We start from the raw sequence: 17,104 nt of genomic DNA, 5'->3' as shown, positions 1-17,104 counted from the left end.
AGCGGGAATTTTGAGGAGGAATTTTGGCTATAAAGAGAAAAAGGGCGGATCAAGCCGCTCATATGTGGCTTGGTTGTCCAGAAGTGATTTTTGGCTTTGGAGCGATTTTTTACAGGGCTATTTTGATAGCTCGTTTGTGGATCAATACTCTTTATCTAAAAATTTTTCTATCTCTTCAAATACAATCTTTTCATCTATCATCTCTATCTTAGATTTATCATAGATGTTTAGCAAATAAACAACATCATCAACTTTATAATAGTAGTAAACTCTATAACCTGATCTCTTACCTTTGTTTTTATCACTGTTTGCTATTCTAACTTTAAAGATACTCTTCTTAATAGGAGTTGCTTTCTGGTGCAGTTCAGTAAAATCATTAGCAAAGTTTTTTATATCCTCTTTTATGTGTGGATATTTTTTCAAAAGTCTTTTAACCTGTTTTTCAAATAACGGAAGAGTTTCAAATCTCATCTAAAAACTCACTCAATGGTCTTGACTTACCCTCTTTTAAATCTTGCAATGATGTTTTGATCTCTTCTGCCATTTTATACTCTTTGGCATAAACAATTTTACGGATATTTTCCTCTAGCTCTTTTTTAATATCAATGCCTTTTTTTACTATCTCTTTATATAGTGGATCTTCTATCTCTATCTGGATTGTTTGCATTTGTAAAGCTCCTCCTTGCTTAAAGTAGTATTGCTAATATATTTATATTAGACTTAAAGTTTTATTAAGGTTTGAAGATTTTGGCGATGCCCCGACTGCATTCGCAGTCGGGGGGAGAGTGTCATTAAATATGTGCCAAAATAAGCAAACTAAAAACTACTACCGCTACAAAAATCGTCTCAATTGGACTTTCACCGCTGCTATAATACATGTCTCTTCTCCTTTCATTTGGTTTTTGCTATAATGTCATCGCTATAATACATGTCTCAAAGGGTTAGCCGTTTGGCTATCCCTTATGCTGCTTTTGCTTTTTTGATTAGCTTGTAAGGCTTATCCCAGCTTCCTACATCTATATCGTAATAAAATGCTGTTTCAAAGTAATCTGTCATTGAATCGCTTCTATCGTACCAATTACCAATCTTTCTAATGGCTTTTTCAATTTCTGCTATCATTTTGCCTGTTTTGCCCGTAAAAACATTTTGAGCATTTTGGATATTGATTTTACCTTTTAGAAGATCCACATATCTCATATATGAGTTATGGTATTCGTATGGATAAGGTACTCCCTGCACTAATTTTTCAAGCTCTGCAATAAAGGCTTTTTCATCAAGTTCAAGGCTTTTTTCTGCAATTTTTTTAACAATGTTTCTCTTAAACTCGTTTTCGCTGATTTGATAATCTGCAACAACATCAAGTTCACCCTCTGTAATCACAACATCAAAACTGCTGTAATCTCTAACTTTTGCGCTTAATTTGCAACCGTACTTTTTAGCGATTGCTCTTATCTCTTTTCTGATTTTAGCTGCTGTTTCTTTGTCTATGTATGCCATTTGGTAACTCCTTTATTGTTTTGTTACCGTTATTATAGCAATTTTTTCTTAGATTGTCAAGTATTTAGACAATATTTTTATATATATTAATAAAATATTGTCTATTTGCTTAACTTGTCTTTGGATTTTTTATAATTATCAAATTCTATTAAATCATTAAAATTAACATTTAGTTTATATACTGCAAATCCTAATTTTATTAATTCATTTCTTTTATAAGGTGATGTATCTTTCTTTCTATATGCTCTTACTGTATCTAATGCTACTTCTAAAAAATCTGCTAACTCTTGTATATTGTAAAAATATCTATAATCATTCCTCTTATTATCTGCTACAATGCAACCTTTTAGTTTATTCAGCTCTTTTAAGTCGTCATAGCTAATATCTAACTTCTTAGCAGCATATCCAAGTAATATAAGTTCAAATCTTTTAGGATTGTTTTTCTTGTATGATGATATTGCTTGTCTGGTTACTCCTAAATAGTCTGCAAGTTCTGTAAGTGTAAATATGCTTTTGTAACTCTCTTTTTCTTTCATTGTTTCTCTTCCTTTAATGGCTTATATAAAAATACATAAAAGTCATATCGCTTTATTTTTATATTTTCTATACCAAGTAGCCCTGCTGATACCTAACTCTTTCCAAGGTGCTTTATGCATTAATGAATTTTTTATATATTCATCTCTTGGTATAACTCCTCTTTTTCTTCTCATTTTTTCCATCCTTTTAGCTGCACTGCTTTTTTGTGCCTTTTTCTTAACTTCATCATAACTATCTAAATCACCATTTATAATTGCTTCCAATAGTGCTTTTTTAAGTTTTTTATCTTTTATTGCATTAATTTCATTTTTAAAGTATTCGACAACATTTCTTTTCAAAAATAATGAATAGTTAATAGTTGTATCAATACTTTCATCACAAATAATATCAATATATGTTACGCTACTATCCTGCCCAATTCTATAAATTCTATCTTCCGCTTGAATCCTTTGTGAATATTTAAAGCTATTATTGTAAAAAATTGCATATTTGGCTTCAACTAAATTTAATCCAAATGCAGCTGCTGATTGCATAGCGATAAAAAATCTAACTTTTTTATCAGTTTTAAATCTATTTATTGCCTGGTTTTTCTTCTCCTCATTTAGATTTCCATCATATACTACATAACTATCTTTTCCAAATTTTTCATTCATCATCTTTTCTATAAACACTATATCCATTCTATATTTAGTCCATATTATTATTTTTCTATCTAGTTCAATCTCGTTGATAACTTCAAGTAAAACATAAACTCTTATATCATCTATAATTTCGACTTCATCATTTTCTTTATATCTAAAACCTGCTACTATTTGCTGAAGTTCATTAAATAGTGGAAAAATTGAATCTATGTCATATGATATAAATCTCTCAAAAAAATAATCTTTTGTTTTTTTATATTCAATTTCCTGCTCTTCAGTCATATAAAAATATTTTTCTATATAATTTTTGCCTTTTAACTCTAAACACTCTTCTTTGCTGATTTGATAAATATAAGGATTGATTCTTGCTGCAATATAATCTTCATTATATTCTGCTACTATCCTACCTATTATTTCTTTATCATACTCAAGATGATTTCGTGCAAAATGATAAAAGTTCCTATATCCTAAAATCTTAGGCGATAAAAAATACATTTGAGTATATAAATCAACTATTCCTTGTGTAATTGGAGTACCTGTTAAAATCATTCTATATCTTGTGTCTCTTGTTAATTCAATAATTCTTTTTGCTCTCTTAACTCTTCTTGAGTTACCTTTTATAAAGCTACTCTCATCAACAATAATAAAATCATCTTTTTCTATAAACTTTTTCAATGCTAAATATACTCTATCAGAAGATGCAATTGATTCTATTCCTACAATTATAAATCTCTGTTTTATCTCCATTTCATTATTTGTTTTATCGTCAAATAAATATATATCTTCTCTTGATAGATTGGTGTGCTTTAAAAACTCCATTAATACATTATATTTTAACGATACTGGAGTTATCCAAAAAACTTTTCTATATTTATTTTGTCTTATTTTTAAAATCTCTATTGTTGTTCTTGTCTTTCCTGTTCCCATATCCATAAATAAAGCACTATACCTTGCTGGTAAAACTTTTGCTACTGCCTTTTGCTGATGTAAAAATAGTGTGGTTTTAGTTTGTAACTTACCTGTCTCATTATAATTACATAAATCATCATCAATCAAAGCTTTATCAATCTTTACATCTTTAGGGACTGGCAATCTTTCTGGCGATAAATCTATTCCAAATCTATCTAGCAAAGCTTTATTTGCTTTATAGTTACAATACAAGTCAACGCTATCAATTTTTTCTCTTTTTTCTTCAATATCATCATCATTGATAATTATTTCATACTCTTCATCTCTCATTAAATATACTAATATTGTATCCTTTACTTTTTGACAATCGTTTCTGCTTATCCAAAATTTTATAAATCTACGATCTGAATCTATATAGCCAAAAAGATATGAATTTTCTGTTTGTGCAACTATTGAACCTCTTTTTAGTTCTAAAACTATAGGATTTTCAATAAAATTTTTTAATTCATCAATACTAACTGATTTTTCATCATAATTAATCCAATTATCATTCTCTTTTTTAGATTTAAAAAGTCTAAATTTAAAACCATCAGTATATAAAATTTTAAAAAAATCGCTATTTGAATTTTTAACAAGTTTTTTAGGATGCCAAAATCTATACTTACTATAAGGCACCCTAAACAAACAAGATTTTTTCCCTTCATAAAGTAAAAATTTTTGCTTTATAGAGTAGCCATACCAATTAGCCATCTATCTTTTCCCAACCTTTAGAAAACTCTTCATTTGCAAAAAGTGCAGCAATACCACTAATCTGTTTTAATCTTAATAATTCATCTGCATCCATCCCTAAATTCTTCATTATCCATTGATCGCTCATACCACTTTCAACTAAATCTTGAATTATATTAACCATCAAATCAATATCATGTGTCCCCCTTGCCCTATTATGCCTAATAGTAGATGCCATCCTATTGCTTTCATCTTTATCTATTACAACAACTGGTAACAATCCTTTTTCTCTTTCTCTGATTCTTTTAGATGTTTTCATAACAGTGTAACGATGGAATCCATCAACTATTTCATAAATATCTTTCTCTTCAATGTAATAACATACTATAGGTTGTGTATATCCATCTTCCCAAATGGATTTTTCAAGAAGTTTCATTTCTGGTGGAGCAACTCTATTAGGATTATATGAATTTGCTCTAATCTTTTCTAATGGAATAGCTTTAACATTATAAATTGGACTTTTAAATGACATTTGTCAACTCCTTATATATTTTACATAATTATAATACTATATATCTTAATCTTTGATTAAATATATAGTATTATAATTTCTTCTCCCATCGCCCAAATTCTCCCCTGCTTCTTTCAGTAAAATTAAATTTTAAATCTTTCCATGCTCTCTCTTTTTTTCTATCATTTGTCCATACTGCTTTTAAATTGTCATTGGTAGCATTTTTTATTATCTCTTTTATCAATAACTTTTTAAATTTATGTGCCTGATCAATATCAAGTAAATACAAAAATCTAATATGTAATGCCTTTGTGGATTTGGTTTTTCTTGTAACTGCAAAACCTAAAAGATCATTACCGTTATACATAACATACCATTCATCATTATCTTTAGAAGTTATTGCCATTCCAAGTTCTTCATGGACTTTTTTATCAGTTAATAAACTCCCTATAGTTCCAAATATAATCTGATTATCTTTGCCTTGTATAAGTTTATCTATCTTCATTGTTAGACTCCTTGTTATAAATTTTTATATTTCTTCATTGCCATTTTTCTCTTTTCTGCCTCTCTTTTTGTTTGAGAAAAACCCATATATTTGCCAACATGATCATTTTTCAATATTGTTACGCATAATCTTTTCCAAGTAGGTATTAATTTAAAATCTCTACTATCTATTTCATCAATATATTCCATTCTTACTGGTTTTTTATCTGTTTTATAATTAGTTTTACCTCCAATTTCAAATTTTATTCCTGCGTCTTGCAAATCTTTTATTGCTTCTTCACTTAATACACCGCCTTTTTCTTTCCAAAACTTTATACTTGTTTCAAGTTTCTTTCTATAATTATCTGCAATCTCTTTAGGTAAAGTTTCTAAAAGAAACATTGCATATTGTTTCCAAGTAAAATGTTTAGGCTTTGTAATATTTTTCCATCCCATAGCTTTTGTATTACCATAAATAGCAGTAAAATTTACTCCATTTACACGACTAACCATCTTGCCCCAAATATTAGGATCAATTGCTCTATATAATGACAAGTTCGCTTTCGCAGCATCATGGAATGGAGATGCAACCCTCATACTGTTTAAAGGAACTCCTGCATAATAAAATAGATCATACAACTTGTTATAATCCCATCCAAATTTAGCGTTTGCAACCCATATATCTTCTGTTTTCCAGTCATATATTGGATATGCATTGTAAACATTATCATACATCTTTGTAGTCCAAGATACTTTTTTATATTTATTAATATTTCTATCGCTTACTATTGTTCTCCATCTATCAAGCGACTCTTCAGCTCTTATTCCAATCAATACACAAGTTTTTTTTGCCTTTCTTTTTTGATGATACCAAAGAGAAAACCTTTTTTGGAAATCATAATCACTCATATCATCTGTTATAAAATCAAAATCATCTTTTGAAAGATATTTTTTAGGGAGTTCTCTAACCCAAATATCTCTTTTACTCTCTTCCCAAGGTCTCCAATAAGTTTCAAACATACTTGTTGATGTAGGACATTTTAAAGGTACACAACATCTTAAATTTTCTACCTCTTTAGGTAATGATTCAAAAACTCTATCTACATACTTAGTAGTTTCACTATATTGTGCTTCATAATCAATATGAAATACACCTAACCTATCTAACATACCTTTATCTTTTGCATATTTAAGAGTTAAATTAAGTAGCACTCCACTATCTTTACCGCCACTAAAAGAGACATAAACATTATCAAACTCTTTAAATATAAACTCCAATCTCTTCATAGTCTCTTCATAAACATTACCTTTAGATTCTTTTACCATCTCTAACTCCTTATATATTTTACATAATTATAATACTATATATCTTAATCTTTGATTAAATATATAGTATTATAATAAATTAGTAGATAAAAGATTGGAGATTTCATGCAAGTTCTGTAAGTGTAAATATGCTTTTGTAACTCTCTTTTATATTCATTGCTTCTCTTCCTTTTAATGGCTTGTTTTAAGGGTATTATATTATCTTTATAGATAAGTATTCTATATTTTATATAATCTTTTGTTCTTCTATCTGTTCTAAAATACTTTTAAGATTTTCAATCTCTTCTTTTAAATGTTTATTCATTATCTTTAATGTTCTCTTATCATATTCTGTCTCCGCTTCTTCTATTTCAGTATCCGACGCTAGTATGTTTTCAGTAATTTTAATATTTTGAAGTATTGCTATTTCTAACGTCAATCTTTGCATCGAATTTAATTTAATGATTGTTTCCATTTTTTCCTCCAATCAATTTTTTTTATATCCGTAGTAAACATCAAATTTGATATCTACTACGGGATGTCAAATTTACCCGTAGTAAATGTCAAATCTCAAAACTATTTTAATTCTTCCCAGTATGATAAATCTTTATTTTTTATACGAATAGCCTGTGACATTTCATCACATGAAGTTATGGTAACTGCAAATATAGCTTTCTCACCATTTATATCGGAGTTCAAAATTTCATAATTATCATAAAAGACAATATCCATTATCTCCCAACTGTTTACTGGATTAGGTAGCTCTTTTGCTACAAAGCCTGTTGGTGTTATTTTTTTAACTATTGATTGCGTAATTAGATCTGATTGATCTAAAAGTTCATCTATCAATTTTTCATTATCACCTCTAATTGCTAAGTTATACTTTTTGCCAAGCTCTTTAAGTTGAAGTAACTCATCTTTAACACTTTCAATAGTTATTGATTTAACTATTTTCTTAATTTCAGTTTGATTCATATTTAAAGCTCCTTTTGTTTTACTATATACATATACATAATTTATTTTGAGTATAATATCTAGTAGAAAATTATTACAAGGCTTATGGTGGTTATATGACAGTAGACCTACTTAATCAAAACAATATAAGACTATTAAAAACACTAGAGCAACAAACTTCTCAATATACTCAAAAAACTTCCTTGGAATACAAAAAAAAACTTGGACAATTTTTTACAGATCATCGTATAGCTAATTTTATGGCAGGGTTATTTTCTTTTAAAGTTTCGACTTCAAATAAGATAGAAGTTCTTGATTGTGGTGCCGGACATGGAATTTTATCTATTGCATTAATTACTAAACTTGTACAACAAGGCTATAAAAAAATTAATCTGACTCTATATGATCTTGATTCAAATATTATTGAAATACTAAATAATAATATAAAAAGCTGGGAAAATGCTCACCCTTATATTGACTTTACATATAAGATAATTCAAAAAAATTTTATAATAGATAATATAAATAAAAAATTTGATTTTATTATATCTAATCCACCATATTTCAAACTAAATAAAAATTCTCCTGAAACAAAAGTAATGAGTCATATTATCCATGGACAGCCTAATATTTACATGCTCTTTATGGCAAAAGGAATTGATCTTCTTAAAAAACATGGTGAAATGGTTTATATTACACCAAGAAGCTTTACTTCTGGTACATATTTTAAAAAATTTAGAGAATACCTTCTGAAAAATGCTACTTTAGAACATATTCATATTTTTAATACTAGAAAAGAGCATTTTAAAAACGAAAATATCTTACAAGAAACTATTATTTCAAAATTTTCCAAATCAAGTTCATATACAATTACTATAAGCACAAGTGAAGACAGCTCATTTAAAAGCATACAAAGCATTAATATTTCTAAAGAATCTATAATTGAAAAAAGAAGAAATATTATATGTTTACCATTATCTAATGATGAAGTTGAAATTTTAAAAATTTTTCATGATGAGTATAATACTATAGAAACACTAGGTTATAAAATTTCAACAGGCAAAGTAGTTGCTTTCAGAAATAAAGAATTCCTTTCTTTTTCAAAACAAAATAAAATTGATTCAAAACGTAAATATGTTCCCCTTTTATGGATGCATAATTTTAAAAATGAGCATCTTCAATTTCCACTTGAAAATAAAAAAAAAGAACAATATATCGAACTATGTAAAAATACAAAATCACTTTTAATTCCAAATAAAAATTATATAATAATTAAACGCTTTAGCTCAAAAGAACAATATCGTAGAATAAATATAGGTTATTTATTTCAAAATAAACTTAATACTGAATTCTTAGGATTGGAAAATCATCTTAATTACCTTTATAAACCTAATGGTTCACTATCTATAGATGAAATGCTTAAACTTGGAAAATTTTTATCTTCAAAAGAAGTTGATCAATATTTTAGAATATTAAATGGAAATACTCAAGTAAATGCAACAGATATTTTAAATTTACCTATTCCTAAACAATTATATGAAGGTAGTACACATGTCATGTCTAATTGAAGCAGAAAAACTGTTAAACGATCTTGGAATACCTAAAAAATATAATAATGAATTAATGAGATATGCATTTCTTGCATTACTAAATTTAAAAGTTGACTCTGAATGGCAACAAGCAAGCAATCAGCAGTTATTGAGGTTGCATGATATCTTTGTATATATTAGAAAAAACTTTGGTGTTACTTATGCAGAAAATTCGCGTGAAACTCTTAGAAAAAATGTAATTAGAATTTTAGAACAAGCCCACATTGCTTTACGAAATATTGATGATCCTAGTAGACCTACTAATAGTGGAAAAACAAATTATTCTATTTCCAATGCTGCTTTAAAGGTTATTCAAAGTTATGGTACTGATGAATATTTTCAATTGGTTAAAGAATTTATAGCAGATTTTGGATCTCTTTCAGAACAATTTGCAAAAAAACGTGATATTCATAAAATCCCTCTTGTAATAAATGATAGAGAATTTTTTTTGTCACCAGGATCTCACAATCAGCTTCAAGTAGATATTATCAATGAATTTGCTCCCCGCTTCGCACAAAAAAGTAAATTATTATATATTGGAGATACAGCAGATAAATATATTTATGTTGATACAGATACTTTGGAGTTACTAGGAATACCTATATCAGAAGATGATAAATTACAATTACCTGATGTTATTCTTTACGATTGCAAAAAAAATTGGATTTATCTTATAGAAGCAGTAACAACCCATGGACCTATCGATCAAAAGAGAATCAACGACTTGGAAACTATGTTTAAAAATTGTTTCTCTGATAAAATTTATATTACAGCATTCCCAGATCGTAAAACTTTTAGAAAATATACTGCTGATATAGCATGGGAAACAGAAGTATGGATAGCTAATGAACCAGATCATATGATTCATTTCAATGGTGACAAATTTATGGGACCATATACATAATATAAAAGTCTAACAAAGTTAATAGGATAAGAGCGATAAGTCGGATAAGTCCTATTTCAGGGCTTTTGCAACAATATAGTACTTTCGGATAAGTCGGATAAGTAATTAATAAAAAACTTTAAATTTTTTAATCGAAAATACTGTGTATAAACTGTGTATAAAATTGGCTTTGATTATGCCCACAACCAATATTTTTTATTTTAAAAACCCCCAAATATAGGGATTTAGGCTATAGGGTAGAGGGTTCGAATCCCTCCCTGTCCGCCATAGTCTACAAAACCCCTAAATTTAGGGATTCCTAACTTAAAACCAACTAAATGTCAGCCACTTTTGTGGGATGTTTGCTGACAGTTTTGCTGACATTTAAGCTGCAATACTTCTCATCATTTCAACCAACCTTTCATCTCTATTTTTTGTTTATCTGTACCGCCCATTCAACTATCAACTGCAACAACAGGATCAACTGCAGAACAAGTCTGCGTAATTGTAGCAAAGAAAACTTCTGTCGGAGTTTTGCGCCCATTCTACCATCTCTACTACAACTAACAGTCAACTTACGTTTTATCCATATAATACTTTCAAAGATTAACCTTAGGACTCAAAATATTAAGAGTATTAAGGTTATCAAGTTATAAAAGGAGGAAATTATGCAAAAATTAGCATTAGCTTTGGTTTTTACAGCTGGATTGTTAAATGCAACAGATTTTTCAAGTATGACTACAGAGGACTTGCTAAATCTAAAAGGTTCTGTTCCTGTAGAAGAAAGAGATGCATTTAGAACTGAAATGCAAAGTAGAATTTCAAATATGTCTGCAGATGAAAAAGCTGCTTTAGGTGTAGGACAAAGCAGATCTTCTTACGGTTCAGCAAACGGAACAGCTCAAAGATTGAGAGATGGTAGCGGTAGCGGTGGAATGTATAGAGGATCAAGAGGAAGAGGCGGTGGTAGAAGATAAGTAATCAAATAACCTATCAAATGGCTCATTAGCCTCTAACGTCGTCTTGTCGCCTATCATAATAAGCTTCTTCTTAGCTCTAGTCATAGCGACATTCAGACGACGTTTATCTTTTAAAAAGCCTATTGAATTATCTACATTTGATCGAACAAATGAGATAATTATTACCTCTTTTTCTCGTCCCTGAAATCCATCTACACTTTTAACTTCACAAACTACACCTTCATCTTCGCATATCTTCTCAATTCTTTTAACTTGAGCAAGGTAAGGTGTGATAACTCCTATCTCATCAATATCCAATCCCCCTTCAACCAAAGCTTTCACAATACTGGCAACAATCTTTGCCTCAAAGATATTTTCATATGAGGTCGATTTTGGCTGAAGAGTCTCTCTGTTATCACCAGTTTCACTGCTTGATGTATCTAAAAAAAAGATAGGTCTATTTGGATCAACTATCTTTGAAATCTCTTGATCATTAGGCAACTTTTCAAGTAAAAGCTTACTACTTGCTACAGATTTATCAGCTTTTAACTTACTATCATACATAAGCTGATTTGGAAAATCCATAATCTTTTTATGCATTCTATACTGTATCTCAAGCATTGTTTGAGTAATATCTTCCCTATTCATTAACTTCTCAAACAAAGAGTGTTTTAGAGTATCCAGATTGCTGATGACAGTAGGTGGAAGCTGTTTGTGATCTCCGGCTAAAATAACCTTTTTAGCTCTCATCATTGGCAAGAGTGTAGAAGGCTCCATCTGTTGACTTGCTTCATCTATAACAGTAACATCAAAAGTAACCCCTTCAAACATTTCAGCGCCAATCATACCATTTGTTGAAAGTACCACATCAGCTTTTGAGATTATATCTTGAACAATTGACTCTTCAAGCTCACGTATGGCACTAAAAAATTTTTCAAACTTCTCATCCTCTTTTATCCACTGTGCCATAGAGTTTATTGTCTTAATGTCAACGCCTCTATAAGATTTTCCAAGTGCAGACAACTTTTTAACACGCTCTTTTGACATACCGCGCAGACGAGAAGGTGTAGGCTTACTGTAGCGGTTTCTAACCTCCACAAGCTTTCCTACCTCTTCAAGCATCATTTTAACTCTCTTACTACGCTCATCTACCTCTATGAGAGAAAATAGAGAAAACTTCTCTAACGATTCATCTATTCTTGCAGGGTGCCCTACTCTTACTAGATTAATTTCATCTTTTTTAGAGAGTCTTTCAAGCATATTATCTACAGCAACATTTGAATCTGCAGTAGCAAGAACCTTTTTGCCCTGCTTTACAAGTTGTACAATAGTCTCAACTACTGCTGTTGTCTTACCAGTTCCTGGCGGTCCGTGTATCAGTGCTATATCTTTTGCACCAAGAGCTTTACCAACTGCCTCTTTTTGTTTATTGTTTAAATTCTCATTATCTGGCAAGAAGTGTAAAGTTTTTGAAGGCTTGGATTGTGTTGTTAACCCTAGTAAAATATCTCGTATATGAGACATAGGAGAACCAATATGACGCATCTTTTCAAGATTTCTCTCCATTCGCTTAAAAGTTACATCATTTACAAATAGATCAAGACGTATATTATTATCTTTGCACCAAACAGGGGGTTTTGATAAAAAGGCTACTTCAATATAGTTTTTTGATACCTGCATCACTGTAGCCGTAAGGTCACTTTTTAAAGGATCACCACGACTGATTAATACAATATCTCCGCTTCCAATCTCTGTTTGAATTAAAGCATCACGACTAAAGCGGACAAGATAAAGATCAAACTTCCTTCCTGCACTTCTGCCTTTGAGCCCCAAAACTGCGCGCCCGTAATGTTCACGCTCTTTGGGGCTAGTTGTGCGTATCTCTTTTATTTGAGCATCCATTTCAGCACGACGCTCTATATCTATGAGACTCTTATACTCTTCAATGTAATTATGAATGCTCTTTATGCGGTGTTCAAGCTCTCGGCTTGGGATCATCTCTTTTGGTAACTTAAAATAGCTGTTCTTTGTTGGATTATAAAGAATCCAACCGTCACCCTCATAAACTCTTGCGATATTTGAACTTTTGATTTTATAACGTCTAAGTATTTGATTACGCCGCCTCTCATCTAAAGAGGCGGATATAATGAAAGGAAGAGGCCTTTTCTTGGCCATTAGTGTGTTGGTATATGTACCGGAGTCGTATTTTCCGGTGCAGACTCGTGTGCTGGAGCGTGGTCATGCCCAGCTGGTGCAGGCGTATGGTGTTCTGTAGGAGCAGGTGCGTGATGCTCCATAGTTGGTGCTGTTTCTGTAGTAGCTGGTACAGCCTCGTGCGCTACTGGTTCTGCTTCTTTACTCTCCCCAGCAGCTGTTGCATCCTCTTTTACAGCAGGTGTTGCATCTGTACTATTTTCAGGTGCAGTAGTTTCATGTTCTGTTTTATCTTCTGTAGCACTCTCTTCAACTTTAGTGCTTTCACTTTGAGTTGCATCTGCACTTTGAACACTGCTTGACTCTTTAGCTTTTTTAAGTTCAGCTTTCAAGTCATCAATATCATATTGCATATCATCAACTCTATCTTGTAGTTCATTTACAGCTTTTACATTAACTCCATACTCATAAACAAGCTCTCCACCATCTTTCCCTTGCTTAAATGCTGTAGCAATAAATAGAACAAGCAGAACTAGAAAGAGATTTCTTGACCAGTTTTGCTTTACAAGCATTGCTAAAATTTTAAAAAGGAATAGCACAGAAGTAGCATAAACCATATATGTTCCAAGTAGTTTATGCTCTTTTAACTCCTCTTTAGCTTCTGAACCAAGCAAAGAAAATGCTTCTGAACCATCAGCTTTTCCTGTAAAGAAAGCACCAAGGTAAACAACCATAAGAAGTGTAAGCAAAAATAGAGAGGTAATGCTTACAGCCGGTTTCTTAGCTTTAATATTAACAAGTTCTATTAATAGAACTATAACAGGAATCGCCATAGCGAAATGGACAAAGATCGGATGGATCAACAAAGGTACATCGAATGGAAGATGCACTGGTATATCTATAACAGGTAGATTCATACTCACTCCTACTAAAATATTGATTTATAAAGATTATACATCATTTTCACTATATCGCAACTGTAAACCAGCATCAGTCATAACAAAACCGTGTATGATCACCCTTCCATCGTGTACCATCTTGTGATGTTTCTTGCATAAAGGGATTAAATTATATTTATGATTTTGATGAAAGTGTTTTATGTTGCCTAATTCATCAGCTTCTGACTGTGGTTTTATGTGGTGAACCTCATCAACTGGAGCACCACATAATGCACAACTGCTAAGGTACAACTCTTTGTTGTAACGACTCCTCTTTCTCTTTTTAAGTTGCTTGAGTTGGCTACCTTCATTTCCAAAAGATTCACGAATAGCATATGCAGTCTCAATGAAAGTTTTATCCATATGTATAGATTTAGCAAACTCAAGCCCATATAGCGTACTACCAGAGCCGGGCATCAACTTTCTGTTGTAGATAAGAGTATCATCTTTTTCATCATACTCAACACCCAAATGTAAAAATATTACACCTTTTAAATCTGTAACTGGTTTTAGTTCAGTCAATTTATGTAAATGTGTAGCCACTATAAAAAGAGTTCCCATATCATGAAGCCGTTTTACCGCACTAGCTACAATAGCCACAGCTGACTCTGTCTCTGTTCCGTGACTTATCTCATCACCTAAAATAAGAGAGCCTTTTGTTGCACGATTGAAAATATTTTTAAGCTCCATCATCTCAATAGCAAAAGTACTAAGACCTTTGTAAAGGTTGTCTTTACTGACAATTCTTGTAAATAGTTTGTCAAAAAGATGAAATTTCATCGATGCAGCAGGTACAAAAAAACCGGCTTGAGCCATAATAACGGCCATTCCGACACTCTTCATCAAAGAGCTTTTACCGCTGGAGTTGATTCCATAAAGCAAAATACCCTTAACAGACTCTCCCTCGCTTGTTTGAAGTGTTACATGTTCATGTTCAACCTTCTCAGGCAAATCTCCCAAAAGCAAATCATTAGGTATATAAATGCCATTCTCTTCACGAGATTCAATAAGCGGATGACGCAAACCTATAATCTCCAGTGTCTGCTCATCATCTTTACGCTTTAAAATCTCAGGACGCACATAGTTAAATTGGCGTGCCGCCCTAGCTGTTGCTATTGCAACATCAAAACGCCCAACAAAGGCTATGATATGCTCTAGCAGTTGAGCATATCTTTTTTCAAGCATCTCAAGCGCTTCACCATAGCTCTGTTTTGTCAATGCAACTATACGAGCCTGATTTGCCATCAAAACTTTAGATATCTCATCAATCAATTTAGAGGTTATCTTAACACTGTTTTTTAGCTTTTTATAGTTAAAATCTCTTAGAAAGTAGTGGTTACCGTCAAGAAGCAAGAAACTTTCCATTAACTCCTTTTCTATAAGCCCAAAACGGGTACGTGTCATAACCAAATGATACCCTTCACTCTCAAGCCATCCAATATTTACATATTCAGTATCATTTTTGTCACCGCGGTCAAAAAAGTTCTCTATGTGAAGTCGTATCGATTCAAGTTTTTCAAACTCTTTTTTATTCTCTTGAACTATCTGATCTATAAATAGATTTATGCCAGGTTGGAAGATGTTGCTCTCTATCTGATCACGTCTAAATTTAGCGCACTCTTCAAGGACAAAAGTCCTCTCCAACTCTGTCGCAAAACTCTCTATCTCTACACGCAAATCATCTTCTACATCAACACCTACCCCTTTAGCTTCCCATACAAGCTGCTCAAGAGCCTTTAAAGAATCATAGAGATATACTATTTCAAAAGGGTGAAGTTTACCCAGTTTTATGCGCCTTAAAATTCTTTCAAGGTCGTAAACCTCTTTAAGCATATTTGAGAAGTTTTGGGTATGCTCGATCACCTTTTCAGCCAAATCATAGCGTCGTCGAAGCTCTTTTTCATCGCAGATAGGATTTAAAAGTCTCTCTTTAAATAGTCTCTTCCCTATTGCTGTAGATGTTAGATCGATGAGTTTAAGCAGTGTCATCTCATCTGGATCACGACTTATAATATTTAACTGCTCAAGAGCATTGTTTCCAAGATATACAAAGTGCTGACCTCCCAAAAAGATGGGACGGTTCATCTTCTCAATCAGTGCAGCATCGTGTTCTATGATAAAATCGATTAGCAATGAGAGCGACTCTGAAGCGTATGGATAACGCTCCAAATCAAGATACTCAATCGGACTTAAAAATGATCTAATGGAGTAAACATTGGCAAATAGTTCATTTTGATAAGCAATCTTATGACGTGTCTGACCAATTGTATAACTAATATGCCCTTCAATCTCCAAATATCTAACGATCCAATCTGGATCGATAGATGAATCATTTAGTGTTAAAAGAAGCTCAGATGTATTGTAACTTTGTAACTGATTAAATATCTCATCGAGTGCATAGGTTTTATCTTCTCTGGTACCGTGAACCTCATTTAGCCAAGTTTTTCCTGTACTTACATCTATGGCACTGTAACCGCAAGAGTAGATTCCCTTGTTTATATCAACAATTAAAGAGACAATATAGTTTTCATTCGGCTCTACAAGATAGTCAAAGTTGGTACCTGGAGATAGAATATTTGAGATATAACGTTTTACTTTTGGAGGTGTACCTTTTTGACGAACAAGAACGATAGTATACTTTTTGCTCTGTACAAGTCTTGAAAGGTACCTGTCAAGTGAAACAGAAGGTACGCCTGCCATTAACGGGTTGGCAACAGAGTTTTCCAATATTGTCTTATTTTTTCTTGTAAGCTGAATATTTAGAAGCTCGGCAATCTCTTTTGCTTTACCGATCTTCATCTCATCATTGTTGACTTCATAGACTTCAAAGAAGGTTCCTATCTCCATAAGCACAACAGTATCGGAACCATACTTCTCTTCAAAGATTCTTTGTAACTCAAAATATATATCTGTAAGAAGTCTCTTTTTATCATTTAAAAGTTCGTTGACAACCTCGATCTGCACCCGTTTTTACCTTCTACATAATATAAGGCGATTATATCGAATACCATCTTT

The 17,104-nt window shown here is 31.7% G+C and carries 16 protein-coding genes; 3 read left to right on the top strand and 13 right to left on the bottom strand.

What is annotated here, in order from left to right; all coding sequences use genetic code 11:
• Window positions 1-141: 141 nt before the first annotated feature.
• The 10 genes from BM227_RS02365 to BM227_RS02320 form a co-directional block, all read right to left on the bottom strand.
• Complete coding sequence (locus BM227_RS02365; protein ID WP_092910810.1) at window positions 142-471, bottom strand: hypothetical protein; 330 nt, start codon at window positions 469-471, stop codon at window positions 142-144.
• Window positions 461-667: a hypothetical protein gene (locus BM227_RS02360; protein WP_092910808.1), complete on the bottom strand. Its 207-nt coding sequence runs from the start codon at window positions 665-667 to the stop codon at window positions 461-463. The genes BM227_RS02365 and BM227_RS02360 overlap by 11 nt, the downstream gene beginning before the upstream one ends.
• A 293-nt stretch (window positions 668-960) precedes the next feature.
• Window positions 961-1,497 (bottom strand): hypothetical protein, encoded by a 537-nt coding sequence (locus BM227_RS02355; protein WP_092910805.1) that lies wholly within the window; start codon window positions 1,495-1,497, stop codon window positions 961-963.
• 101 nt (window positions 1,498-1,598) lie between these two features.
• Window positions 1,599-2,033, bottom strand: coding sequence for a helix-turn-helix domain-containing protein (locus tag BM227_RS02350; protein ID WP_092910803.1), 435 nt, complete (start codon window positions 2,031-2,033; stop codon window positions 1,599-1,601).
• Between the two features lie 42 nt (window positions 2,034-2,075).
• Window positions 2,076-4,334, bottom strand: coding sequence for an SNF2-related protein (locus tag BM227_RS02345; protein WP_092910801.1), 2,259 nt, complete (start codon window positions 4,332-4,334; stop codon window positions 2,076-2,078).
• Window positions 4,327-4,845: an IbrB-like domain-containing protein gene (locus BM227_RS02340; RefSeq protein ID WP_092910798.1), complete on the bottom strand. Its 519-nt coding sequence runs from the start codon at window positions 4,843-4,845 to the stop codon at window positions 4,327-4,329. The genes BM227_RS02345 and BM227_RS02340 overlap by 8 nt, the downstream gene beginning before the upstream one ends.
• A gap of 70 nt (window positions 4,846-4,915) precedes the next feature.
• Window positions 4,916-5,329 carry a hypothetical protein gene (locus BM227_RS02335; RefSeq protein WP_092910796.1) on the bottom strand — a complete coding sequence of 138 codons (414 nt, stop codon included), beginning with the start codon at window positions 5,327-5,329 and terminating at the stop codon, window positions 4,916-4,918.
• A gap of 14 nt (window positions 5,330-5,343) precedes the next feature.
• A complete protein-coding gene (locus BM227_RS02330) occupies window positions 5,344-6,633 on the bottom strand; it encodes a DUF3440 domain-containing protein (RefSeq protein WP_092910793.1) in 1,290 nt (429 codons plus the stop codon).
• 226 nt (window positions 6,634-6,859) lie between these two features.
• A complete protein-coding gene (locus BM227_RS02325; protein ID WP_218147901.1) occupies window positions 6,860-7,051 on the bottom strand; it encodes a hypothetical protein in 192 nt (63 codons plus the stop codon).
• 137 nt (window positions 7,052-7,188) lie between these two features.
• Window positions 7,189-7,587: a hypothetical protein gene (locus BM227_RS02320; protein WP_092910788.1), complete on the bottom strand. Its 399-nt coding sequence runs from the start codon at window positions 7,585-7,587 to the stop codon at window positions 7,189-7,191.
• Between the two features lie 95 nt (window positions 7,588-7,682).
• On the opposite strand from BM227_RS02320, the gene BM227_RS02315 reads away from it, so the two are divergent.
• The 3 genes from BM227_RS02315 (at window position 7,683) to BM227_RS02305 (ending at window position 11,015) form a co-directional block, all read left to right on the top strand.
• Window positions 7,683-9,134 carry an Eco57I restriction-modification methylase domain-containing protein gene (locus BM227_RS02315; RefSeq protein ID WP_092910785.1) on the top strand — a complete coding sequence of 484 codons (1,452 nt, stop codon included), beginning with the start codon at window positions 7,683-7,685 and terminating at the stop codon, window positions 9,132-9,134.
• Entirely contained in the window at window positions 9,118-10,059 is a 942-nt protein-coding gene (locus BM227_RS02310) for a BsuBI/PstI family type II restriction endonuclease (protein WP_177201951.1), read from the top strand. The genes BM227_RS02315 and BM227_RS02310 overlap by 17 nt, the downstream gene beginning before the upstream one ends.
• A gap of 647 nt (window positions 10,060-10,706) precedes the next feature.
• A complete protein-coding gene (locus BM227_RS02305) occupies window positions 10,707-11,015 on the top strand; it encodes a DUF1104 domain-containing protein (protein ID WP_092910780.1) in 309 nt (102 codons plus the stop codon).
• Here the strand turns inward: BM227_RS02305 and BM227_RS02300 are convergent.
• Genes BM227_RS02300 through BM227_RS02290 form a run of 3 tightly spaced genes read right to left on the bottom strand, consistent with a single transcriptional unit; the run spans window position 10,986 to window position 17,053 of the window.
• A complete protein-coding gene (locus BM227_RS02300; protein ID WP_092910778.1) occupies window positions 10,986-13,172 on the bottom strand; it encodes an IGHMBP2 family helicase in 2,187 nt (728 codons plus the stop codon). The genes BM227_RS02305 and BM227_RS02300 overlap by 30 nt on opposite strands.
• Window positions 13,172-14,068 (bottom strand): DUF2231 domain-containing protein, encoded by an 897-nt coding sequence (locus BM227_RS02295; protein WP_092910776.1) that lies wholly within the window; start codon window positions 14,066-14,068, stop codon window positions 13,172-13,174. Before BM227_RS02295 ends, BM227_RS02300 begins: the two co-directional genes overlap by 1 nt.
• A gap of 33 nt (window positions 14,069-14,101) precedes the next feature.
• The gene (locus BM227_RS02290; protein WP_342707881.1) at window positions 14,102-17,053 is read right to left on the bottom strand and encodes a MutS-related protein; all 2,952 of its coding nucleotides are present in this window, start codon (window positions 17,051-17,053) and stop codon (window positions 14,102-14,104) included.
• Window positions 17,054-17,104 lie beyond the last annotated feature (51 nt).

The organism is Hydrogenimonas thermophila (genome assembly GCF_900115615.1).
In the GTDB taxonomy this organism is placed as follows: domain Bacteria; phylum Campylobacterota; class Campylobacteria; order Campylobacterales; family Hydrogenimonadaceae; genus Hydrogenimonas; species Hydrogenimonas thermophila.
Note: the sequence above shows the minus strand (reverse complement) of the source record. Positions and strands in the feature narration are given on the sequence as shown.